A 23,779-nucleotide genomic window follows, 5' to 3' on the forward strand; every position below is an offset into this window, starting at 1 on the left:
ATGAATGAGCTTTATGTTATAAAAGAAGGAAAAAGACTTCGCTGTGGTTATACAACAGGAAGTTGCAGCGCTGCGGCAGCTAAAGCCGCAGTTATAATGCTTTTAGGCAAAAGGAAAATAGAATATGTAGACATTGATACGCCATATGGAATGAAACTTAAATTGAAGGTGGAAAAGGCAGAAGTTAATGATGAGTTTAGCAGTTGCTGCATTGTAAAAGATAGTGGAGATGATCCTGATGCAACTGATGGAATAGAGATATTTGCAAGGGTAACTAGACGTGATGATAACATAATAAATATAGATGGTGGACAGGGAATAGGGAGGATAAAAAGAAAAGGATTATTTGGAAAAGTTGGTGAAGCAGCTATAAATCCAGTGCCTAGAAAAATGATTGAAGATGAAATAAGGAGAGTTTCAAATAAAGGTTATAATATAACTATTTATGCTCCTGAAGGAGAAGTTATAGCAAAAAAAACTTTTAATGAAAATATAGGCGTATTCGGTGGAATTTCAATTATAGGAACAACGGGTATTGTGGAACCAATGTCAGAGGCTGCTCTTGTAAAAACTATATATATGGAAATAGATAAGATATATGATGAGGGGAGCAGGAGCATAATACTTTTTCCAGGGAACTATGGAGAAACTATGGTTAAAGAGCTTGGACTTTCTGCACCTAGGGTAAAGGTATCAAACTATATAGGTGATGCTCTTTTATATTGCAAAAGTAAGGGTTTTACTGAAATAATACTTGTAGGGCATATAGGTAAGTTTTCTAAATTGTCTCTAGGAATTTTCAATACTCATAGTAAGGTTTGCGATACTAGAATAGAAGCTTTTATATATTATCTTGCTATGCTTGGGGCACCCATGGAAGTTTTGCAGGAAATGAGAAAATGTGTTACGGCAGAAGAAGCAGTTAAAATTATACATAATACTTCGTGGAATAAAGTGTTTTCTTACATGACAACTGGTTGCGAAAAAAGAATAAGAAAATATTTAAAAACCGATCAAATAAAAATCAAGGTATATATATACTCTATGGAATATGGGGTGCTTTAATGATTAGAATTATTGGAATAGGGCCTGGAAATGTTAAATATATGACTTTTGAGGCTGTTAATATAATAAAAAATTCTAAATGTATTGTTGCTTTTGAAAGGGCAGCTTCTGATGCAGCTAAATTGAATGATAAGATAATATCAGTAAATAGATTATGTGAGGTTGAAGAAGCTATAGAAAAAAATAAGGATGTTGATATATTGGCTTCTGGTGATCCCTGTTTTTTTGGAATAACCGATTATCTTACACGAAAGAAAATTTGTATTGATGAAATTGTACCAGGATTGTCTTCTTTTCAGTATATGATGTGTAAGCTTAAGAAAAGCTGGCAGGGAGCTGAACTTATAAGTTTACACGGGAAAAATGCGGATATTCAAAATATGGTATTAAATAAAAATGTATATGTATTTCTTACGGATAAAACTAATACACCTTCTTATATATCTAAAAAACTTTATAGTATTGGAGTAAAGGGAAGGATATATTCAGGGTTTAATTTGTCATACGAAGATGAAATTATAATTGAAAAAAATATAGGAGACGATATTTTTAACGTATCTAAATTATCAGTGGTGGTGATTGAAATTTGAAGTGGTTGAGAGATGAGGAATTTATAAGAAACAAAGTTCCTATGACTAAATTTGATGTTAGAATTGCTGTAATTGCAGCTCTTGCAATAGATAAAGATGATATTTTTTTAGATGTAGGTGCAGGGACAGGATCTATTTCAATACAGGCGGCTTTATCTGGAGCAGCTGTCTATTCTATTGAAAAAAAGAAGCAGGCAATAGAATTAATAGAAAAAAATGCTGAAAAATTTAAGGTTAATGTGAATTTATTAGAAGGAGAGGCACCAGAAATTTTAAATAAAGTGCCTGATTTTAATAAATGCTTTATAGGTGGAAGTGGAGGCAGGCTTAAAGAAATATTTGAAATTATAAATGGAAAGCTTAAAGCTTCTGGCATAATTGCAGCAACTTTTATTAGAGTTAAAAATATGAATGATTTTTGCGAAATATTAAAGGAATACAATTATTTAAATATAGAGATAAAACTGTTTCAGGTTTCAATTGTAGATGGATTAGGACTTATGAAGGCTAATAATCCTGTATTTTTAGTTAGGGGGATAAAACCATGAAAAAATTATATGGAATAGGTGTAGGACCTGGTGATGCAGAATATCTTACAATAAAAGCTTATAAAGCTATAAAGGAAGCTTCAGCTATATTTGTACCAGATAGAAAGGGTGAAAGTACAGCACTTCTTATAGTGAAAGATTATGTTGATGAAAAAAAGATAGTTCCAATAAGCATAGTTATGGGAGAAAATAATGATATAAGATACTCAAAGGCAGCAAAGGTTATAGAGGAGACTTTAATGGATGGAGATACAGGAGTGTTTCTTACACTTGGAGATCCTATGGTGTATAGCACATTTTTATATTTAATGAGAGAATTAGAAAAAATAAAGGTTAATGTTGAAGCTATCCCCGGAATATCCTCTTTTACTGCGGCAGCCAGCAAAGTAAAAATACCAATTGCAATGAAGGGCGAAGGTTTTTATTTATGTGATGGCAGTATAGATGAAGAAATTCTAAAAAAATGCAGCAGCGTAGCTATATTAAAAACCTATAAAAATAAAAAAGACATACTTGATACACTTGAAAAATATGAATTTCAGTATGTTTATATAAAGTGCTGCGGTAGGTCAGATGAAAAAATATTATATGATAAAGAAGAAATACTTGAAGATAAAAGTTATATGTCTCTTTTATTAGGGAGGAGGAAAAACAATGATTAGCTTTGTAGGAGCAGGTCCAGGTGATGAAGATCTTATAACTGTAAAAGGAAGAAAGCTTATAGAAGCTGCTGATACTGTAATATATGCAGGATCACTTGTATCTAAGGTTCACCTTAAATATTGCAAGGAGAATTGTAAGAACTATGACAGTGCAGGCATGACACTGGAAGAGGTTGTAAATATTATGGAAAAGTCTCAAAATGAAAATGAAAATTTAGTTAGACTACATACTGGTGATCCAACAATATATGGTGCTATACGTGAACAGATGGATGAACTTGATAAAAGGAATATAAAGTATGAGGTAATACCAGGCGTTAGTTCCTTTACAGCAAGTTGCGCCGCTATAAAAAAGGAGTTTACGCTGCCAAGTGTAAGTCAAACTGTTATAATAACGAGAATGGAAGGAAGAACTAAGGTACCAGAAGGTGAAAAATTAGAACTTCTGGCAGCACATAAAGCATCAATGTCAATTTTTCTTTCTGCACAGAATATTGAAAAAGTAGTTGAGAAACTGAAACTAGGCTATGGTAGAGAAGATGTTCCAGTAGCTGTTGTATATAAAGCAACTTGGCCTGATGAAAAGATAATATACGGTACTTTAAAGGATATAGCAGAGAAGGTTAAAGATAATGGCATAAAGAATTTTGCTCAGATTTTAGTTGGCAATTTTATAGATGGAGATTATAATAGATCAAAACTCTATGATCCTGAATTTTCTCACGGCTTCAGAAAGGGAAAAAAATGAAGACTGCAATTACAGTATTTACAAATAGAGGAGAAAGATTATCCCAAAATATATGTAAGGATTTAGATGGTGCTGATGTATTTATAAATAAAAATGTATCAGGAGGCATTAAATCAGTTCTTCAGAAAATTTTTATTAGTTATGATAATATCATTTTTATAAGTGCAGTTGGTATAGCTGTGAGGATGCTTGCGCCATATATAAAAAGTAAAACTGAAGATCCCGCAGTTGTTGTAATGGACGATATGGGGAGATATGCTGTAAGTCTTTTATCAGGTCATATTGGAGGAGCTAATAGCCTTGCAAAGAAGCTTGAGAAGATTACTGGAGCTGAAGCCGTAATAACCACAGCTTCAGACGGAAGAAATATTGAGGCTGTAGATATGTTTGCTAAAAGACTTAATTTACACATAGAAGATATGGAAATGGCAAAAAAAATCACTGCTATTATGGTTAATGGTGGAAATATATATTATGAATCTGAAATTAAGGCTTCTATAGGTTATGATAATGTAAATAATAAAAATTATGAGGGTGCTATTTATGTAACTTCATTAAAAAATATTAGTTGCAATAAACCTGTATGCATATTAGTGCCTAAAAATTTGGTGGTTGGTATAGGGTGCAAACGTGGAAAAAGTAAAGTGGAAATTCTAAATGCATTAGAAAAAGTGTTTAAAGAAAATAATTTAAATATAAAGTCCATATGTGGAATTGCAAGTATTGATATTAAAAAAAGCGAGCTGGGAATAGTTGAATTAAGTAAGCAGCTTAATTGCCCGTTTGTTACTTTTTCTAAAGAAGATATATGTAAAGTACAGCATATGTTTACTTCAAGCAGCTTTGTTAAAAGTAAAGTTGGTGTTACTTCTGTATGCGAACCATGTGCGTATTTGGCAGGTGGAGAATTAATAGTTAAGAAAAGTATAGTAAATGGAATAACTATTGCAGTTGGGAGGAAAAAATAATGGCGAAACTTTATGTTGTAGGTATAGGCCCTGGCGGAAAAGAATATATGACAGTAAAAGCTGTAAAGGTATTAAAGAAGGTACCTGTAATAGTAGGGTATAAATATTATATTGAACTTATTAAGGAATTTATTACGGGAAAAGAAATAATAAGTACAGGCATGCGTGGAGAAATAGAAAGATGCAAATTGGCTGTAGAAAAAGTAAAGGCCGGGTTTGATACTGCCATAATAAGTACTGGCGATGCAGGTTTATATGGAATGGCAGGTCCAATACTTGAGCTGGCTAAAGATATAGAAGTAGAGGTTGTACCTGGAGTTACAAGTGCTTTTGCAGCAGCGGCAGAGCTTGGAGCACCAATAATGCATGATTTTTGCTGTATAAGTTTAAGTGATCTTATGACACCTTGGGAGGTTATAGAGAATAGAATTAAACTTGCAGCACAGGGTGATTTTGTTATAGCAATTTATAATCCTAAAAGTAAAAGTAGGAAGCTTCAACTAAAAAAAGCCATAGATATAATTAAAAATTATAAGAGCGGCGATACTGTTGTCGGAATGGTTAAAAATGCAGAAAGAGATGGACAAGAAAAAATTATTACAACGCTGGCTCACATTAATTTTGATTTTGTTGATATGAGGACTTTAGTTATTATAGGAAATAAAAGTACGTCTGTTGTTAATGGCAATATTGTAACTGAAAGGGGATACTCTATTTGATATGGATAATAGGTGGAACTTCTGAAGCCGCAGAATTAACAAGAGCATTATATGATAAGGCTGATTTTATAGTGTCTTCTGCTACTGAAAGTGAGAGAGAATTTATTCCTCAAGGAAAATTGTTTGTTGGAAGAATGGATAAGCAATTAATGGAAGAATTCATAAAAAGTGAACATATTAAAATGATAGTAGATATGTCACATCCGTATGCAGTAGAGGTAACCCAAAATGCAGTTGAAGTAAGTAAAAAATACAATCTAAAATATATTAGGTATGTAAGGGATAAGATATCGGATTATAAGGGCTGCATATATGTAGATTCATTGAGCCAATGTATAGAATTCATAAAGAGTATAAGAGGAACAGTGTTTTTTACTACAGGAATGAAAAATATATGTGATTTTGAAAAAGTTAAAGGGAATAATAGATTTATTTATAGAGTGTTACCTGCTACTCCTAGCATAAAGGAATGTGAAAAACATGGTGTAAAGCTTAAAGATATTGTGGCAGCGCTTGGGCCTTACAGTGAAGCTTTTAATAGAGCAATGTTTAAAGAATATTCGGCGGATTATGTAATTATGAAGGACAGCGGCACTAGAGGTGGAACTTTAGAAAAACTTGAGGCATGCAGAAAACTTAATATAAAAGCTGTTATTATAGGGAGAAATAAAGAAGAAGGAATTTACAAATTAGATGAATTAATTAATATAATATTAAATTCACATTTGTAAAACACAAAAATTTTAAAAACTCAAGTCAGTGTACAAGGACTTGGGTTTTTCTATTGTGGGCAATTGTGGTATGATAAATAAAATAAGGGTAAATATATTAAGCAAGAAGGCTTTACTTTGAATCAAATTGCTTTAAAATATTTTTTAATATAAGGAGAATAATATGAAGGAGATATCATTTGACGAAATTGAGGGTATAAGAATAGGAAATGCTCAAAATTTAGATGGTCCAACAGGATGTACTGTAGTAATCTGTGATGATGGAGCTCCCGCTGGAGTCGATGTAAGAGGAGGTTCTCCGGGGACAAGAGAAACGGATTTACTCAATCCTGTAAATCTTGTGGATAGAATTCATGCTGTAGTATTAGCTGGAGGAAGTGCCTTTGGACTTGATGCAGCAGGTGGAGTTATGCAGTATTTAGAGGAAAAAAATATTGGATTTGATGTACAGGTTACTAAAGTTCCAATTGTTTGTTCAGCAGTTTTATTTGATCTTGGTATTGGAAATTATAAAATAAGACCAGATAAAAATATGGGTTACGAAGCATGTAAAAATTCAGAGATAAATAAATGCAAAGAAGGCAATGTAGGTGCAGGCGCAGGTGCCACTGTTGGAAAAATATCTGGAAAAGCAGAATATTCAATGAAAGGTGGACTTGGATGTTATGCACTTCAGGCTGGTGAACTTAAAGTTGGTGCATGTGTAGCAGTAAATTGCCTTGGAGATGTAGTAGATCCACGTTCAGGAAAAATAATAGCAGGTGCCTTAAACAAGGATAAAAAAACTTTTGCATGTACAGAAGATATAATGGTAAAAAGCTATGCTGAAAAGAAAAATTTATTTAGTGGAAATACTACAATTGGAGTAGTAGTTACAAATGGAAAATTTAACAAGAGTGAAATGAATAAGATTGCTTCAATGGCTCATGATGGTTATGCAAGAACTATGAGACCAGCACATTCCATGTTTGATGGCGATACCATATTTACTATGGCAACTGGGAAAGTTGATGCAGATATGTCTGTAGTCGGATTTCTATCAGCTAAGGTAATGGAAGAAGCAGTGCTTAGGGCAGTGAGAAATGCTAAAACAATGTTTGGATATAAATCATTAAATGATTTGTAAATATATATAGTTAGGGGAAATAAACATGGCAGAAGATAATAAGGTTTCAATGAATGAATTTATGGATGAAATTGAAAATTCAATGAAGACTGTAAAAGCAGGTGAAATTGTAAAAGGTAAGGTTGTATCTGTATCTCAAGAGGGTGCTGTAATAAATATAGGATACATGTCAGATGCATTGTTACCTAAAAGTGAAATGAGCAGTACTGAGGATGTTAATCCTAGTGAAGTTTTGAAGGAAAATGATGAAATATATTTGTACATAATGAAAATGAATGATGGAGAAGGAAATGTACTTGTATCCAAGAAAATTGCAGATAAAATAAAGGCTCTAGATGAACTCGAAAGTGCATTTAAAAAAGGTGAAGTTATAGATGTAACTATATCTGAAGCTGTAAAAGGTGGAGTTGTAGGATACATAGATGGAATAAGAGTGTTTATGCCAGCGTCCCAAATTTCAGTATCTTATGTTGAAAATTTAAATTCCTTTGTTAATAAGATAGTTAAAGCAAAAGTTATTGAATTTGAAAAGGAAAAAGAGAGAATAATAGTATCTGGCAAAAAAGTTGAAGAAGAAGAACTTAAAGTTAAAAAAGATGAGTTATGGAGCAGCATAAAAGTTGGAGAAAAAAGAGAAGGAGTTGTAGTTAGACTTACTAATTTTGGTGCTTTTGTTGACTTAGGAGGAGTAGATGGACTTATACATCTTTCAGAATTATCTTGGAAGAGAGTTAAGAAGGCCTCAGATGTAGTAAATGTTGGAGATAAGGTTGAAGTTTATGTACTAGAAGCCGATAAGGAAAAAGGTAGAATATCACTTTCGTTAAAAGATGTAAGTGAAGATCCATGGAATAATGTAAATAGTGAATTTAAAGTAGGAAATATAGTAGAAGGAACAGTATGTAAAATTGTAGATTTTGGAGCTTTTGTTGAAATTGCAGATGGTGTTGAAGGACTTGTTCATATATCTCAAATATCAGAAGATAAAATTTTAAAGGTTTCTGATGTATTAAAGGTAGGAGACAAAGTTAAAGTAAAGATTTTAGACATTGATAGTGAAAAAGATAGAATAAGTTTAAGTATAAAAGAAGCAGCAGAAAAACCTCAAGTTGATTTTGAAAAGTATGTAGATAAAGGTCAGGCAAATACAAGCTTAGCAGATTTATTAAAAGACTTTAAATTTGAAAAATAATATAAGCATCATAAAAAACTGTGTATAGGTATGATTCTGTGCTTATATGCAGCTTTTTTTTATTTGAAATTGGAATGGGAGCTGTGGGAATAAATGCGAAAATAAGAAAATCCCTATTGACATAAGTAATTTAATGTAATACAATTACAACATAGTTGATTATGATTATCAATCTCATATGATAATAATTATATATAAAAAATAATAGCTTTAGGAGAGTGATGTTATGTCAAATGGTATAGGCTTAAATGAAGTTGAAATTAAATCAAGAGTCAAGGTGGTAGGAATATTACCTGAAAGCAAAGTTAGAAGAAAAATTATGGACATGGGAATTGTCAGGGGAACAGAAATTCTTGTGGCAGGAAAAGCACCTATGGGTGACCCTATAGAACTTCAACTTAGAGGGTACAATTTAAGCTTGAGAAAGAATGAAGCAAAGGATATTTTAGTAGAGTTAATATAAAAATTAAGGGGGAATTTATATGAATGAAAAAAGTATGCCGTTAAATGCAGTTTCTATGGGGAGCAGTGCAGAAATAAAAGATGTAGTTGGAGGAGAAAACATGTGCAAAAAATTAATGGAAATGGGACTTAGTAAAGGAACCATAATTAAGATAATGAATAATGACATAGGTCATTTAGTAATAAAGCTTGGTGAAACAAGACTTGTACTTGGAAGGTCAATGGCACAAAAGGTTATGGTTAGAGAAGTTTAGAAAGATTAATTGGAGGGCTGATAATGAATAAAAATTTAGTAATTGCTTTAGCTGGTAATCCAAACTGTGGTAAAACTAGCTTGTTTAATGAACTTACAGGGTCAAGGCAGCATGTAGGTAACTGGCCTGGTGTTACAGTTGAGAAGAAAGAGGGAAAATTAAAGTTTCAAAGTAGAGATATAACGGTAGTTGATCTGCCAGGGACGTACAGCTTAGGCGCATATTCAGAAGATGAAGTTGTAGCCCGTGATTTTATACTTAAGGAAAAACCGGATGTGGTTATAAATGTTGTGGATTCCTGCAATCTTGAAAGAAATTTATATCTCACTATGCAGATTCTTGAAACTGGGGCTAAGGTCGTTTTAGCACTAAACATGATGGATGAAGCTAAAAATAAGAACATAGAAATAGATGTTAAAAAGTTATCATCAGCTATTGGAATTCCAGCAGTTCCAACAGTAGCACCAAAGAAACAGGGAATAGATGAACTTATAAGTGCAGCAGTTAAACTTGGAGATTCTTCTAGTAATGATTTATATAAAATTAATTATGGCTCTGAAGTTGAAAAAGAGATTAAAAAAATTGAGGACGCCTTTTCAGAAAGTGCTGTGGCACTCGAGTATCCAACTTCATGGACAGCATTAAAGCTTATAGAAAATGATGAATATGTAAATAAGTATGTAAGTGAAAAAGTAGAAACTAATGATGTAAAAAATAAAGTTTATAATAGTATAGAAACACTTACTAAGTCTATTGGTTATGAGCCAGATGCTTTTATAATTGATAAGAGATATGAAAAAATAAGCAATATAGTTAAAAGCAGTGTGAAAAAAGATGTTGTTATTAAAGAGACTGTTTCGGATAAAATAGATAAAGTGATAACTAATAAATGGCTTGGAATACCAATATTTGCAATTATAATGTTTGGAGTTTATCAGATTTCCATAGGTTTAGGTAATGGAAAACTTGCGGATTTAGTTAATGATTTAATAGGACAGCTTGGAACTAATGTGGATTTTACACTTCAGCAAATGGGAGCACCACAGCTTTTAGGTGATTTTGTACGTGATGGTATTTTTGGTGGTGTCGGTTCAGTTCTTGGATTTTTCCCTATGATTCTCATAATGTTCTTTTTCATTTCACTTCTTGAAGACAGCGGATACATGGCAAGAGCAGCATACGTAATGGACAGACTTATGCATGCAGTTGGACTTCATGGTAAAACAGCAGTATCACTTATAATTGGATCAGGCTGTAATGTTGCGGGAATAATGTCAGCAAGAACACTTGAAAATAAAAAGGATAGAATGATAGCTATTTTAATAAGTCCTTTTATGTCGTGTCCGGCAAGGCTTGAAATTTATGGATTATTTATTGGAGCATTCTTTGCAAATAAAAAAATAGGTATATTCAGTGAAGGTGGACTTATAGTATTTATACTTTATGCTTTAGGTATTATGGTTGCAATATTAATGGGTAAATTTCTCAGCTCAAAAGTATTTAAAGGCGAAAATTCTTATTTTGTTATGGAGCTACCTCCTTATCGTATACCAACGCTTAAAGGAATTTTAATTCACATGTGGGAAAAATCAAGTCACTTCTTAAAGAAGGCAGGAACAGTTATTTTAGTTGTGTGTATAGTTGTCTGGGTACTTACTAATTTACCAGCAGGAGCAGCACAGGATAAAACAATATTAGCAAGGCTTGGAGCATTAATAGCACCTATATTTAAACCAGCAGGCTTTGGAACATGGCAGGCAGGAGTTGCACTTATAACAGGATTTGCAGCTAAGGAAGCTGTTGTTGGTACTTTTGGAACAATTTACGGTGTTGACGAAGGAGTACATCTTTTCCATGCAATACAAAATACATTTACTCCACTTACAGCAATGTCATTTATGGTAATGTGTCTTTTATATGTTCCATGCGTTGCAACTATAGGAGCAATAAAGAGTGAAACTAACTCAAGCAAATGGGCATGGGGAGCAGTAGCATATACCTGTGCAATTGGATGGATATGTGCAGTAATAGTATATCAGGTAGGAAGACTTATGGGATTTGTTTAAGGAAAGGATGATTTTTATGATGATGAAAATTTTAAAAAGACTTTCAGAGGGTGGTTTGTACTCAAACAAAAAAATGGCTAAAGAACTTGGAATAGATGAAAGTATGGTAGAGCAAATGATATCTCAACTTGAAAGACTTGGTTATATAGTTAAAGATAATATGAATGCTTCATCAGGCTGTGACTGCGGAAGCTGCAATTCTAAAAAAAGAAGAAGTTGCTGTAGTGGTAAAAATAATGTAAACATAGATTTGTGGAAACTTACTGAAAAAGGTAGGGCAGCTGTATAATATTACAGCCTTCATTGAGAATGATAATCAACAAGTAAAGGAGGATGCAAATGAGTGTTTTAGTTGTTGGAGGAGATAAAATTGGAAATATCGAAGACAAATTAGCTCAAAATGGATTCTCTGATGTATTTCATATAACAGGAAGAAAACGTGGAGATAGAAAAATAAAAATACCAAATCAAATAGATTTAGTTTTGGTTTTAGTGGATTATGTAGAGCATCCACTTATGAATATTATAAAAAAAGAAACAAGAAGACAAGGGATAAAGCTTGTTTTTTCTAAACGGGCTTGGTCACATATAAAAAATAAAATAAATCAGGAGGATTAAAATCATGAAAAAAATATCAATAATTTATTGGAGTGGTACAGGAAATACGGAAGCTATGGCAAAAGGAATAAAAGATGGAGCAGAGGGACAAAATACAGTTGTAAAACTTATTAGCGTAGGTGATGCATCAATTGAGGATGTATCAGATGCTGATTTAATAGCTTTTGGTTGCCCCGCTATGGGTGCTGAACAGCTTGAGGAATCTCAAATGGAACCATTTATAGAATCTGCTTCTGAGGCTGTTAAAGGAAAGAATATTGTTTTATTTGGCTCATACGGTTGGGGCGGCGGTGATTGGATGACTAACTGGGAAAAACAAATGGAGGGTTTTGGAGCAAATCTTGTTCAGGAAAGCCTGATAATAAATAATGAACCAGATGACAGCAGTATAGAAAATTGCCAGAAGTTAGGTGCGACATTATCAGAAAAATAAGATTTTAATAATAATATAGGGAGGCTATTTTGTGAGTAGGGAACAAGTAACTAAATTTTTTAATATTGTTAATGAGTATGATGATTTTGAATACTTATTGTATATAATAATATGTAATTGTGGACCAACTTTAAAGAAACAAAAAATAGCCTCTCTAGTTACTTTTAGTAATGATAAAAGAAAATTAAATTTAATATGGAATAAATATAAGGATAGATTAAGAAAGAAGCTAGGTGTCAGTTTCTTTGAATTACGTAGGGATAAAAGAAATATAGTGGTATTATTTTACAACTATGAGATGATGGAAATACATATAAAGGATAAGCAAAATATTGTCTTTTTAAATAGGTTTGGGTATAAAAGTGAAATGAATGTTAATCAGTGTTTATGCCATTTGAAAAGAAGATTTGAAAAAATATGTCCACATGAAATTGGAGTATTTTTAGGATATCCCATAGAGGATGTAATATCTTTTATGGATTGTAATGATACAGAGTGCAAAATGGTAGGATATTGGAAAGTTTATCATAATGTAGAGAAAGCTAAAGTGATTTTTAATAATTATGATTCAATAAAGGAAAGTATAATTGAACTTATTCTTAAGGGATATAAGCCTACTGAATTGATGTCATTATGTTGATGAGTATAAGTATTAAAAATTTAGAGAGTTTAAATAGAAAACATAAAAATTGAGTAGATAAGTGAAGCTTCTGAGGATTTCCCTTGGGAGCTTTTGTATTTATACAGAACGAAATATATGCAATTAGCAATATAGAATAGGTCAATTTCTATATGAAAAATAAGGCTATAATGATAGGATTTGTAGTATAATAAAAGCAACTTAATTAACTATCATTTTGATTTGATATATGATAAGAAATCAAACAATGTTTTATATTATAAATAAGGTTTATATGATTTAAATAAACAGAATACATAAATTTAAAATTAAAAAGACGGGTGTAGATATAAATGGAACTTATATATTTATATGTGGAAAAATTCAATGGAATATTAAAAAAGCAAGAAATTAATTTTTCGCCAAATTTTGATGTGAAGATTGAAAATAAAAGATTGATTGTAAATAAGAAACCATCTTATATGGACAAGCTATATCCTAAAAGTATGAAGAATATTACAATGCTACTTGGTAAGAATGGTTCTGGAAAAACGACATTGTTAGATATACTTGGCATGAACTGGGATGACAGATGTCGTGAATCAATAAAGAGAAAAGGTAGAACTAGAAGTGAGGTTATTGATAGCTATTTTATACTTTATCATATTCAATCAAATTATTTTGGAATTGAAATAATGGATGATATGGAACCAGGAGATAAAATAACAAAGTTGTTTAAAAATAGTTTAACAAATTTCAATTTTTATAAAATGAGGGATCCATTTTATAAAATTCCTATGGGATTAGTGATTAAAAAAAATAATAATAATTTTGATGTTATAAAGCACTTTTTTAATAAAAGTCAATTGTTTGAAGATGAAATAAGTGATCAGATAAAAGTAAATTATATATCAAATAAGTATAGTGGACGAATAGATATAAGAAGTATGTATATAGGCAAGGGTGAAGAAAATTATGAAGATGATGATTATTTAGGAAAACGAAGATATTATGTATATCCTAGTACAGAGAGGGAGTATAGATATCTTAATAATATTAATAATACCAGTGAGCTTCATTTTTGTGGCAATTCGGCAATTATTCACATTTCACCAAATATTGATTATGGTTTAGATATTGAAAATAGGAATAAGGAAATGGAAAAGTGGATTGCGAACTTAGAAAACATTTTATACATAGATAAATCAGAAAGAATAAATTTTTTGCACTTGGTTAAGAAAAAGCAGCCAAATAAGAAAATCGAATTAGAAAACAATAAAAAAATATTTCACAAAAGAATATTTATATTAGATGTGTTATCTAGTTATATTATATACCAGTTTATAAAAGGAATTTGTGATATGATAGATAATGATAGAGAAAAAAATAACAATAATGGAATTAATATTAATTTTTCAAATAATAAGCATATTGAATTTTTAAATAATCTTAAAAAGAAGGAATATGTACAATCTAATTCTAATTTTATTTTTGGAAAGTTATCAAATAAAAGAAATGAGTATGAAAATTTAATTAATGTAATCAATTATTATAAAACAGATAAAACGTTAGAAGATTATGATAAATTAATTTGTATAAGTAGATATTTATATTCAAGAATGGAAAGTAAAATTGGATTAGGTACAAATAGTAAATATCAAGAGTCAATTGAAGAATTTTTAAATTCTTTAAATTTTTTGGATGAAGCGTATTTTAATAAAAATGAAATATTAATTGATTGTAAATCAAAGATAGATGAAGTAGTTGTGAAAGTACTTAGAGTGTATGATTTTTATTTTAAAAGTGAATATAGTGATCTTAATACTAGATTTAATATTAGCATTTCTAATTTGTCGGAGGGTGAGAAAAATTTTTTGGACTTAATATCTAAACTTTTTGATATAGTAATACAAGCTAAAGAAAATCAGTTGATACTAATTTTATTGGATGAGCCTGATCAAAGTTTACATCCAGAATGGAGTAGAAGATTTATTAAACTTTTGTGTGATGAAATAAAGAAATATGAGAATAGAAATATTCAAATAGTGTTATCAACACACTCACCATTTATGGCAACAGATATTATGTCAGATCACATTTATTGTTTAGAAAATGTGAAGAATGAAATTAATATATGCTCAATGAATAATAAGAAAGATGAAATTTACAACACTTTTGGTGCAAATATTTATGAAATCTTAAAAGATAGCTTTATTTTAGAAAGAACAATAGGAGAGTTTGCATACAATAAAATACTTGATTTAATTAAGGAACTTAATAATAAGAAAGCAGGAAATAGTAATATGGACTATGAAAAGTTTTTAATTAATTCGATAGGTGAACTGCCATTAAGAAAAAAATTGCAGTATATGTATATTGAAAATAGAGAAAATCAATTAAAAAATAATTTATTGGATTTAATAAAGAGAGAAACTAGTGAAGAAAAACTTAACAGAATAAGGGAAATCTTGAATGGTGATAAATTATGATAAGTATTAAATTAAAAAATAAAAAAGAAAATATTGAAAAGATATTTTGGGATTGGTTTTATAAATATCATTTAAAAGAATTTTTAGAGATCCTAAGTAATGATGTTGTTTTGCAAAACCTTATATTTGGACATGAAGGAAAATATTTGATTTGGGAAAATGATATTTATAAATATAAAAAAAATGATTATGCAGTTTTAAAAAAGTTTTTCTTTTCATCACCAGAAGAGCATTTTAAATATTGCAAAAAAATGAAAAAGAAAAATATGAAAATAAACAATGATTCAGAAACGTTTTTTTACCACAGATATGAGAATTTTAGAAAAACACAAATACCTAAAATAATTGAAATATTAGGTATTCATACGTGCCCGTATTGTAATAGAAATTTTATAGATGTATATTACGATAAAAAATCTACAAAGCCAAATAAATTTAATGGGGATATAGATCATTACTTTCCCAAATCTAAGTATAGCTATTTAGCATTATGCCTTTATAATCTTATACCTTCATGTAAGACATGCAATCATGAGAAAGCAGACCTAGATAAAATAAATTTTCAGCCATTTCATCCATATATGGATGATGATAGCACTTATCGATTTAAAACTGATTTTGACTTAGAATCAGAGATAACTGATTTCGATTACTTATATGGATTATCTGAAAAATTTAATATTAAAATATCTGATTATCTTGGTGGAAATAAAGCAAATAGTATAGAAGAATCAATATCTACATTTCATTTAGATGATAAGTACAAGAATATGACTTTATTTGCAAAAAACATAATCAGAAAAGCATATATTTATAATAATGATTATCTTAAGGATTTTATTAGCCAGTGTAAAAATATATTAACCAAAGAAGAAGTAATCAAGATTTTGTTTGATTACGATGGAGAAAATTTTTTGGATAAGCCTTTGTCAAAATTTAAATCTGATTTGATGAAGGAATTCGACGTTATATAATAAAAATAGGAATGAATTATAGATTATAAAGAATACTGTTGATGGAGATGAACTGATTGCCAATAGATATTATTAGGAAGTTAATATATTCGTACGCTGAGTGCGGTGGTACAATAAAGTTGTAACAGCTCAACCTAATAGAATCTATTAAGAATAAAGTAATGGTTATGAAAAGAAAGTTTATGAGGAAGAATTTAAAACAAAAATTATACACTTTCATATTGAAAAATGCCAAACAGACCATGTAGTAAACAAAGATGATGAAAAAAGAGAATCATTTCCTGAAAAAACGGCGATATCTTTTGCAAAAGAAATTTAAATTATCACTGAATGTATACTATAATTTTCTAAAAAACAGGAAGTCTACTCATTATGCTTGAAAGCAAAAAATTCATGATAAAATCAAAAAAAATTTATCATGAAACCAAGAGAAAACTTGGCCGCTGCAATATGATTATTTTCTTAAAACGTAAAGGTATTTCATGAAGCAAGATTACAGTAAATAAATGTATTAATTAGTATATATAAACATTAATAATTTTTGTATACAGAAAGATGGATATCAATTAATCTAGAAATTATAGGAGGGATAGTTTATGCCAGAGATAAGACCAAGTTCAGATTTAAGAAATAAATACAGCGAAATATCAGATTTCTGTCATAAATATAAAGAGCCAGTCTATATAACCCAAAATGGTCAGGAGGATTTAGCTGTTATGAGCATTGAAACTTATGAAAAACTTGTTGGTAAATTTGAATTGCATAAATTGCTTGATGAAGGTTTAGATGCAATGGAAAAGAAAAAAGTTAAACCTTTTAAGGAGGCACTGTCTGATATAGAAAAGGACTTATAAAATGAGGTTAATGAAACAGTTGCAATTGTTAGAATATTATATGGAAGACGTAATTGGATGTGTTTATTATAAATTATGTTATTAGCACATGCAGCTAGAATACAGAATTCCAAACTTGGGGACTGTCTTTAATTAAATGAAAAATGTATAGAAATTAATAATAAGAATTTGTCTAAAATTTTGCATGTTTATGCAAAATTTTTAAAAAATGATTTGACAACCTGTTAAATTAGTAATACAATTAACACATAAAATTGAATTTGATTTAAAGACTATGACAGGAATCAAGTAAATATATAGTATTCACAGAGAGTGATGTTTGCTGGAAATTCACATATTTATATATTGAAAACTCATCCTCGAGTTATTAGCTGAAATATTAGTAAGCTAAATCGGTTAGATCCGTTATTTATTTAAGAAAAAATTTGGATGGTACCGCGGTAGTATTCTCGCTCCAAGAGAATACTACCGCTTTTTTATATTTTATTGGAAATTTGTTTAAATTGTAGGTCACTTTATTTAGTCTGAAATTTCTAATTATTTCAAAAATTAATATTTAAAAGATTATGATAGGGACAAGTAAATATAAATATATTTTAAAGAGAGTGCGCATGGTGAAAAAGCATATTTATATTATATTGAAACTCACCCTTAAATTGCAATCTGAAATTAGTAAGATTATGCCGGTAGAGCCGTTAAACTATTTAAGTAATAAATTTGGGTGGTACCGCGGTAGACCTTTCGCCCCAGGGAGAGGTCTATTTTTTATGTTCAATTCTAGAAAATAATTTTTACTGGCCAGTGAAATTATATATTAAATTAATTTTATCTATTGATGGAGGTATTTTTATGGAATCAGTTAGTTATATTTCTGAAAAAATGGATTATGTTCCGGTATCTAAATTACATTACAAGATGTTATGGCTTATAGGCCTTGGAATATTTTTGGATGGTTTTGATGTATATTTAGCAGGTGGAGTTTTAGGAGTGTTATTAAAAAGTGGATGGTCAACTATTGGACTAAATGCTATTTTTATTTCTGTAACTTTTTTAGGACTTTTAATAGGTTCGCTGCTTACTGGATTTTTAGGTGACAAATTAGGACGTAAATTTTCTTATCAGCTTAATCTTTTAATATTTGGTGGAGCATCTCTTGTGGCTTCATTTTCTCCTAATATGACTTTTTTAATAGCCTGTAGGGGAGTAATGGGAATTGGACTTGGCGCTGAAATTGTTACAGGATATGCACTTTTAGCAGAATTTGTACCATCAAAAACAAGAGGAAAATGGGTTTCTATGTTATCCCTCATAACAAATTGTTCTACTCCGGCAGCTGCATTTTTAGGATATATTATAATACCTAGATTTGGATGGAGATGGATGTTCGTATTTGTAGGAGTATTTTCTCTTATTGTATGGTATCTTAGAAAAAGTATGCCTGAATCCCCAAGATGGTATGAATCAAAGGGAATGGAAAAAGAAGCACAGGATGTAGTAAATATATTTTACAATGAAGCTACAGCGGAAAGAGGAAATTCTATATCTCAGCCTAGTGTTATAAAGAAAAGTGAAAATAGGGATGAAGGGAAATTTTCTGATTTATTTAGCAAAAATATGCTTTCAAGAACCATTGTAGGATGCGTAGTTTTGATTGCAATAAATACTTTGATATACACTTTTGTAAGCTGGGCACCTACATTTTTCTTAAGGAAGGGGATAAACGTTTCTAAGTCTCTTGGATATACAACTATAATGATGGTAGGAGCACCTCTTGGAGCTTTAATTGGAAGTTTTATTGTAGACAAATTTGGACGAAAGTGGTGTTTGACTATATTTATGCTTGCAGCTGGTGCACTTGGATATGCATATGCTTCACAAAATGTTATGTGGATGATACTAACTATTGGATTTTTCCTAACTATAATCATATATGTATTGCTTACCCTTGGTCTTGCTATTTATGTTCCAGAATTATTTCCTACCAATGTGAGGATGAGAGGTTCAGGATTTTGCAATGCTATTGGAAGATTAGCAACCATATTCAGCCCTTATGGAGTTGCATGGATACTTAAAAATTACGATACTAAAATAGTTTTTGCTGCACTTGGAATTATACTTATAATAGTAGCCTTTGTTATTGCTACTTTAGGAGTTGAAACAAAACAAAAATCCTTGGATGAAATATAGAATTTTAATTATAAATATATTTTTATATAAGTATTTACATTTGTAAAATAATTAACTATACTATTTATGTGTTAAAATTAATGGTAAAAAAGGAGGTATCCCATTATATAAATGGGATTTCAGAAGAATATGGTGCAGAATATAACAAAACCTGTTTATCAAAAAATTGCTATTGATATTGCAAATAGAATAATATCAGGTGATTTTTCAATAGGTATGAAATTATATGGTCGTTCTCACCTTGCAAGCCAATATAAAGTTTCACCTGAAACTGTACGAAGAGCTGTTGCTATACTCAATGATATGAATATAGTAGAGGTTGAAAAGGGTAAAGGCATTATTATAAAATCTATAGATAACTGTTTGGAGTTTATTGACAAGTATAAAGATACAAATTCATTGACATCTTTAAGAGCAGAGATGGAGGAACTAATAAATTCTAGAAATGATTTAGAGAAAAAGATAAATAGTGTTACTAATGAATTAATAGATTATTCGAGTAGATTCAGTAAAACAAATCCATTTGCTCCATTTGAATTTAAAATATATAGTAATTTACATGTAGTTGGTAAAAAAATTTCAGAAACTAAGTTTTGGCAAAATACTGGTGCGACAATAATAGCTATACGTCGTCAAGGAGAACTTATACTTTCGCCTGGTCCATATGCAATATTCAAGAGTAATGATGTATTTATAGCCATAGGTGATGAAGGAAGTTATTTGAGAATTAAAGGTTTTTTATATAATAATTTAAAGTGAGCTGCAATCAATAAAAATTGAGTGTAAGCTCATTTTTTTTATATGTATTGTGGAGGTAAAATTACGATTTCTTTACAAAATAAGTGTTGTATACTATAATTATAAGAAACAACTTTATTTTTATATAAAGTTGTTTCCAATAAATGGAGGCGATTTGTTGATAGAATTAAGAAATGTATGTAAAAAAGTAAATGGTAAAATCATAATAAAAGATGTTAATTTGACTATAAAAGATGGCGAACTTGTTACTCTAATTGGACCAAGTGGATGTGGAAAAACTACTACACTGAAAATGATAAATAGATTAATTAATCAAACTTCAGGTGAAATTTTGATTAATGGAAATCAAATAGAAAATCAAGATACCATTAAGCTTAGAAGAAATATAGGATATGTAATACAACAAACAGGACTGTTTCCACACATGACAGTGGAAGAAAATATATCCATAATATTAAGAATTGAAAAAGTAGATAATACTAAAATTAACAATAGGGTAAAAGAATTGTTAGATTTGGTTGGAATGAAACCAGAGGAATATATGTATAAATACCCTAGTCAATTAAGCGGTGGTCAGCAGCAAAGGGTAGGACTTGCACGTGCTCTTGCTATGAATCCAGAGATAATACTTATGGATGAACCCTTTAGTGCTTTAGATCCAATAACAAGAAATCAGCTTCAAGATGAAATTTTTACAATACATGAAAACTTAAAAAAAACTATAGTGTTTGTAACACATGATATGGATGAGGCATTAAAATTAGCGGATAGAATCTGTATTATGAAAGATGGACAGGTTGTGCAGTATGATACTCCTGATAAAATATTAAAAAATCCTGCAAATGACTTTGTAAAAAGTTTCGTTGGGAAAAATAGAATATGGAATCAACCAGAATTAATTAAAGCTAAGGATATAATGATAAAAGATATTATAAAATCAAGTCCTGAAAGAACAGCTATTCAGGCATTAGAAATTATGAAATCAAATCATGTCGATAGATTAATTATAGCTTCTAAAAATAATAAATTGCTTGGAATTGTTACGCTAAAAGAATTGAAGTTTAATATAGCCCAAAATAAAAAAGTTAAAGATATTATGAAAAATGATGTAGTTACCATAAATGAAAATGATTCAATAATAAAAATATTGGAAATAGTTGAAAACAAAAAGAATGGGTTTATGCCTGTTATAGATGATAATTCAAACCTTGTTGGTCTTATTACTAAAAGCAGCTTGCTGTCTGTATTGAGCAATCAATTCATCAACAAGGAGGTTAATTTATATGATTAGTTTTTTGAATTTTGCAATTAACAGAAAAGAGCAAATATTTAGCTTGTTCTTGCAGCATATTGAACTTACAATTTTTGCAGTAGTTATCTCAATATTAGTAGGAGTTCCCATAGGAATTTTAATAGCAAGAGTAAGAAAAATTTCTTCGCCAATTATAGCTATTGCAAATGTAATTCAGTCCATTCCAAGTATGGCGTTACTTGGATTTTTAATACCGTTTTTTGGAATTGGAAGTAAACCTGCTATAGTAATGGTAGTATTATATTCACTACTTCCTATTATAAAAAATACATTTACCGGATTAAAGAGTATAGAGCCGCCTGTAATTGAAGCGGCAACTGGTTTAGGCTTAACTAAAAATCAGATATTATTTAAAGTAAGTTTACCATTAGCAATGCCTATAATAATGTCAGGTATAAGAATTTCTGTTGTAACTGCTGTTGGACTTATGACAATCGCTGCATTTATTGGTGCGGGTGGTCTTGGATATCTTGTTTTTTCAGGAGTACAAACAGTTGATAATAATATGATATTAGCAGGGGCAATTCCAGCTTCAATACTTGCTCTTCTTTTAGATTTTATAATAGGGAAGATTGAAAGTTTAGTAACACCTCAGGGAATAAAGAATGTAAATAACATCAATAAGAAAAAATCAAAAAAGATACAGAGTAAGATTTACAAGGCAGTTATTGCAATAGTCCTAGTTGCAATTATAGTTGCCAGCGGTGTTACATTTTATAACAATAAAACTAAAAAGGTTATAGTTATTGGTTCGAAAAATTTTAATGAGCAACTAATACTTGGTAATATGGTTGCTTCATTAATAGAGCATAATACAGATTATAAAGTTGAAAGAAAACTAAATCTTGGTGGTACAAGTGTAGCATTTAATGCTTTAAAATCCGGTGATATAGACGCATATGTAGAATACACAGGTACGGGACTTGTAGATATAATGAAAAAATCTTCAATAAGCGATGAAAAAAAGGTTTATGATAATGTGAAAAGTTGTTTTCATAAAGATTACAATATAGAATGGATGAAGCCTATTGGGTTTAATAATACTTATGTACTTGCAATGAAAAAGAATGTTGCAGCAAAGTATAATATAAACAGTATATCTGATTTATCGAAGGTAAGTAATAATTTGAGTTTAGGAAGCACAATGGAATTTTTAAATAGATCCGATGGATATCCTGGATTGAATGAAAAGTACGGATTACAGTTTAAAAGTAAAAAAGGTCTTGATGGTGGATTAAGATATTCGTCTTTAAATAAGGATGAAACTCAAGTAACAGATGCTTTTTCAACAGATGGATTATTGCAAAAATTTGATTTAAAGACGTTAAAAGATGATAAAAGCTTTTTTCCACCTTATTATGCTGTACCTATTGTAAGAGAAGATACATTGAAAAAATTTCCTCAATTAAAACCAGTTCTATTGAAGCTTCAAAATCAAATTACAGATTCTGAAATGAGAAGCCTAAATTATAAAGTTGATAATGGGCAAAGTCCTGAAAAGGTAGCAGATGAATTTTTAAAGAGTAAACATTTAATTAAATAATTAAATTAGTTAATTAAATGATGTGCAATAAGAAGTAATAGCTCTAAATAGTTATCTAATATTTAGGGCTATTACTTTTTACATAAATTTTTTCTTGAATTTTATATATTAACAAATAATTATCATTATTTTGACAGTGTCTTTTTTAAGTATATATAAGGATTATTAGGTTTTGAAATAGGCTTTATGCTTTGCACTTCAATTACAGGAATTACAGTTTGGGTGGTATCTTCCTTATCAAAATTTTTCATAGATTTTATTGTTCCAGTAACTTTAATCCACTCATTGTTTTTTAAATTATTGTTGACTTTATTACATGCAATACCGGTGACTTCTGCATCAGCGGCACAGCATATTATTAGCATTCTAGCAGTTACAAAACAATCTTTTGGAAAATTGGTATCTCTATAAACAAAGCCTGAAATTTCAATTTTTCTGTTTTTGTATTTGTATACATTATTTTCTATTTCGTTTATGGTATCTGAAAAGTTATTATCATTTAATTTAATTGTTCCTTTTTCTTTTTTAACATTGTCATTTATCGTAAAAGAAGGACTTGTAGTTAAGCCTTTTTTTTGAGTAATATCTGAACTTAACCCCTGTGGATTTATTAAAAAGGCAAGTATAAGAGGAATAAGAAAAACACTTGAAACAGATTTTGATGAAATAGAGTGCTTACTTTTGAAAATATTATGTATTTGGAAAACGCATAATATAATGAAAATTATAAACGCAAAAACTATATAGCAGGTCATTTTAGGGTGTATAAATAGATAGAGTTTTTTAGTTGAAATAAGGTAATACATATAATATGTAAATCCTAAAAGAATTATAAACCACTTGAATTCATTTTTCATTCT

The 23,779-nt window shown here is 30.0% G+C and carries 25 protein-coding genes and 2 other annotated features; of the genes, 24 read left to right on the plus strand and 1 reads right to left on the minus strand.

Annotated features, from left to right (window positions below; translation table 11 throughout):
* From cbiD to BEE63_RS19130, 24 genes are all read left to right on the plus strand, one after another.
* A complete protein-coding gene (cbiD, locus tag BEE63_RS19015; protein WP_066022884.1) occupies nucleotides 1-1,065 on the plus strand; it encodes a cobalt-precorrin-5B (C(1))-methyltransferase CbiD in 1,065 nt (354 codons plus the stop codon).
* Nucleotides 1,065-1,655 (plus strand): precorrin-6y C5,15-methyltransferase (decarboxylating) subunit CbiE, encoded by a 591-nt coding sequence (gene cbiE / locus BEE63_RS19020; protein WP_066022885.1) that lies wholly within the window; start codon nucleotides 1,065-1,067, stop codon nucleotides 1,653-1,655. The genes cbiD and cbiE overlap by 1 nt, the downstream gene beginning before the upstream one ends.
* Nucleotides 1,652-2,203 carry a precorrin-6Y C5,15-methyltransferase (decarboxylating) subunit CbiT gene (cbiT, locus tag BEE63_RS19025; RefSeq protein WP_066022886.1) on the plus strand — a complete coding sequence of 184 codons (552 nt, stop codon included), beginning with the start codon at nucleotides 1,652-1,654 and terminating at the stop codon, nucleotides 2,201-2,203. Before cbiE ends, cbiT begins: the two co-directional genes overlap by 4 nt.
* Nucleotides 2,200-2,865, plus strand: a complete 666-nt coding sequence (gene cobI / locus BEE63_RS19030) for a precorrin-2 C(20)-methyltransferase (protein ID WP_066022887.1) — start codon at nucleotides 2,200-2,202, stop codon at nucleotides 2,863-2,865. Before cbiT ends, cobI begins: the two co-directional genes overlap by 4 nt.
* Nucleotides 2,858-3,613 (plus strand): precorrin-4 C(11)-methyltransferase, encoded by a 756-nt coding sequence (gene cobM / locus BEE63_RS19035; protein ID WP_066022888.1) that lies wholly within the window; start codon nucleotides 2,858-2,860, stop codon nucleotides 3,611-3,613. Before cobI ends, cobM begins: the two co-directional genes overlap by 8 nt.
* Nucleotides 3,610-4,581, plus strand: a complete 972-nt coding sequence (gene cbiG, locus BEE63_RS19040; RefSeq protein WP_081312613.1) for a cobalt-precorrin 5A hydrolase — start codon at nucleotides 3,610-3,612, stop codon at nucleotides 4,579-4,581. The genes cobM and cbiG overlap by 4 nt, the downstream gene beginning before the upstream one ends.
* Nucleotides 4,581-5,300 (plus strand): precorrin-3B C(17)-methyltransferase, encoded by a 720-nt coding sequence (gene cobJ / locus BEE63_RS19045; protein ID WP_066022889.1) that lies wholly within the window; start codon nucleotides 4,581-4,583, stop codon nucleotides 5,298-5,300. Before cbiG ends, cobJ begins: the two co-directional genes overlap by 1 nt.
* On the plus strand, nucleotides 5,297-6,031 hold the full coding sequence (gene cobK, locus BEE63_RS19050) for a precorrin-6A reductase (protein WP_066022890.1): 735 nt from the start codon (nucleotides 5,297-5,299) through the stop codon (nucleotides 6,029-6,031). Before cobJ ends, cobK begins: the two co-directional genes overlap by 4 nt.
* A 163-nt stretch (nucleotides 6,032-6,194) precedes the next feature.
* Nucleotides 6,195-7,157, plus strand: coding sequence for a P1 family peptidase (locus BEE63_RS19055; RefSeq protein WP_066022891.1), 963 nt, complete (start codon nucleotides 6,195-6,197; stop codon nucleotides 7,155-7,157).
* A 25-nt stretch (nucleotides 7,158-7,182) separates the two neighbouring features.
* A complete protein-coding gene (gene rpsA, locus BEE63_RS19060; protein ID WP_066022892.1) occupies nucleotides 7,183-8,349 on the plus strand; it encodes a 30S ribosomal protein S1 in 1,167 nt (388 codons plus the stop codon).
* Nucleotides 8,350-8,575: 226 nt separating this feature from the next.
* Nucleotides 8,576-8,812 (plus strand): FeoA family protein, encoded by a 237-nt coding sequence (locus BEE63_RS19065; protein WP_066022893.1) that lies wholly within the window; start codon nucleotides 8,576-8,578, stop codon nucleotides 8,810-8,812.
* A gap of 19 nt (nucleotides 8,813-8,831) precedes the next feature.
* Nucleotides 8,832-9,065 (plus strand): FeoA family protein, encoded by a 234-nt coding sequence (locus BEE63_RS19070; RefSeq protein WP_066022894.1) that lies wholly within the window; start codon nucleotides 8,832-8,834, stop codon nucleotides 9,063-9,065.
* A 23-nt stretch (nucleotides 9,066-9,088) separates the two neighbouring features.
* Complete coding sequence (feoB, locus tag BEE63_RS19075; RefSeq protein WP_066022895.1) at nucleotides 9,089-11,131, plus strand: ferrous iron transport protein B; 2,043 nt, start codon at nucleotides 9,089-9,091, stop codon at nucleotides 11,129-11,131.
* A gap of 16 nt (nucleotides 11,132-11,147) precedes the next feature.
* Nucleotides 11,148-11,420: a FeoC-like transcriptional regulator gene (locus tag BEE63_RS19080; protein ID WP_066023298.1), complete on the plus strand. Its 273-nt coding sequence runs from the start codon at nucleotides 11,148-11,150 to the stop codon at nucleotides 11,418-11,420.
* A gap of 50 nt (nucleotides 11,421-11,470) precedes the next feature.
* Nucleotides 11,471-11,749, plus strand: a complete 279-nt coding sequence (locus BEE63_RS19085) for a DUF2325 domain-containing protein (protein WP_066022896.1) — start codon at nucleotides 11,471-11,473, stop codon at nucleotides 11,747-11,749.
* Nucleotides 11,750-11,753: 4 nt separating this feature from the next.
* Entirely contained in the window at nucleotides 11,754-12,182 is a 429-nt protein-coding gene (locus tag BEE63_RS19090; protein WP_066022897.1) for a flavodoxin, read from the plus strand.
* 31 nt (nucleotides 12,183-12,213) lie between these two features.
* On the plus strand, nucleotides 12,214-12,822 hold the full coding sequence (locus BEE63_RS19095; RefSeq protein ID WP_066022898.1) for a DUF3793 family protein: 609 nt from the start codon (nucleotides 12,214-12,216) through the stop codon (nucleotides 12,820-12,822).
* 332 nt (nucleotides 12,823-13,154) lie between these two features.
* Nucleotides 13,155-15,290: an AAA family ATPase gene (locus BEE63_RS19100; protein WP_066022899.1), complete on the plus strand. Its 2,136-nt coding sequence runs from the start codon at nucleotides 13,155-13,157 to the stop codon at nucleotides 15,288-15,290.
* A complete protein-coding gene (locus tag BEE63_RS19105; protein WP_066022900.1) occupies nucleotides 15,287-16,264 on the plus strand; it encodes an HNH endonuclease in 978 nt (325 codons plus the stop codon). Before BEE63_RS19100 ends, BEE63_RS19105 begins: the two co-directional genes overlap by 4 nt.
* A 596-nt stretch (nucleotides 16,265-16,860) precedes the next feature.
* A complete protein-coding gene (locus tag BEE63_RS19110; RefSeq protein WP_066022901.1) occupies nucleotides 16,861-17,118 on the plus strand; it encodes a type II toxin-antitoxin system Phd/YefM family antitoxin in 258 nt (85 codons plus the stop codon).
* A 265-nt stretch (nucleotides 17,119-17,383) separates the two neighbouring features.
* Nucleotides 17,384-17,578, plus strand: a binding site (T-box leader).
* A 97-nt stretch (nucleotides 17,579-17,675) separates the two neighbouring features.
* Nucleotides 17,676-17,870: a binding site (T-box leader), on the plus strand.
* Nucleotides 17,871-17,967: 97 nt separating this feature from the next.
* Nucleotides 17,968-19,305, plus strand: a complete 1,338-nt coding sequence (locus BEE63_RS19115; protein ID WP_066022902.1) for an MFS transporter — start codon at nucleotides 17,968-17,970, stop codon at nucleotides 19,303-19,305.
* A gap of 129 nt (nucleotides 19,306-19,434) precedes the next feature.
* Entirely contained in the window at nucleotides 19,435-20,064 is a 630-nt protein-coding gene (locus BEE63_RS19120; RefSeq protein WP_066023299.1) for a TrkA C-terminal domain-containing protein, read from the plus strand.
* Between the two features lie 157 nt (nucleotides 20,065-20,221).
* Nucleotides 20,222-21,355 (plus strand): ABC transporter ATP-binding protein, encoded by a 1,134-nt coding sequence (locus tag BEE63_RS19125; protein ID WP_066022903.1) that lies wholly within the window; start codon nucleotides 20,222-20,224, stop codon nucleotides 21,353-21,355.
* Complete coding sequence (locus BEE63_RS19130; protein ID WP_066022904.1) at nucleotides 21,348-22,919, plus strand: glycine betaine ABC transporter substrate-binding protein; 1,572 nt, start codon at nucleotides 21,348-21,350, stop codon at nucleotides 22,917-22,919. The genes BEE63_RS19125 and BEE63_RS19130 overlap by 8 nt, the downstream gene beginning before the upstream one ends.
* A gap of 125 nt (nucleotides 22,920-23,044) precedes the next feature.
* Here BEE63_RS19130 and BEE63_RS19135 read toward each other — a convergent pair whose 3' ends face one another.
* Nucleotides 23,045-23,776 carry a TIGR03943 family putative permease subunit gene (locus tag BEE63_RS19135; protein WP_066022905.1) on the minus strand — a complete coding sequence of 244 codons (732 nt, stop codon included), beginning with the start codon at nucleotides 23,774-23,776 and terminating at the stop codon, nucleotides 23,045-23,047.
* Nucleotides 23,777-23,779: the final 3 nt, after the last annotated feature.

This window comes from Clostridium pasteurianum (assembly GCF_001705235.1).
In the GTDB taxonomy this organism is placed as follows: domain Bacteria; phylum Bacillota; class Clostridia; order Clostridiales; family Clostridiaceae; genus Clostridium_S; species Clostridium_S pasteurianum_A.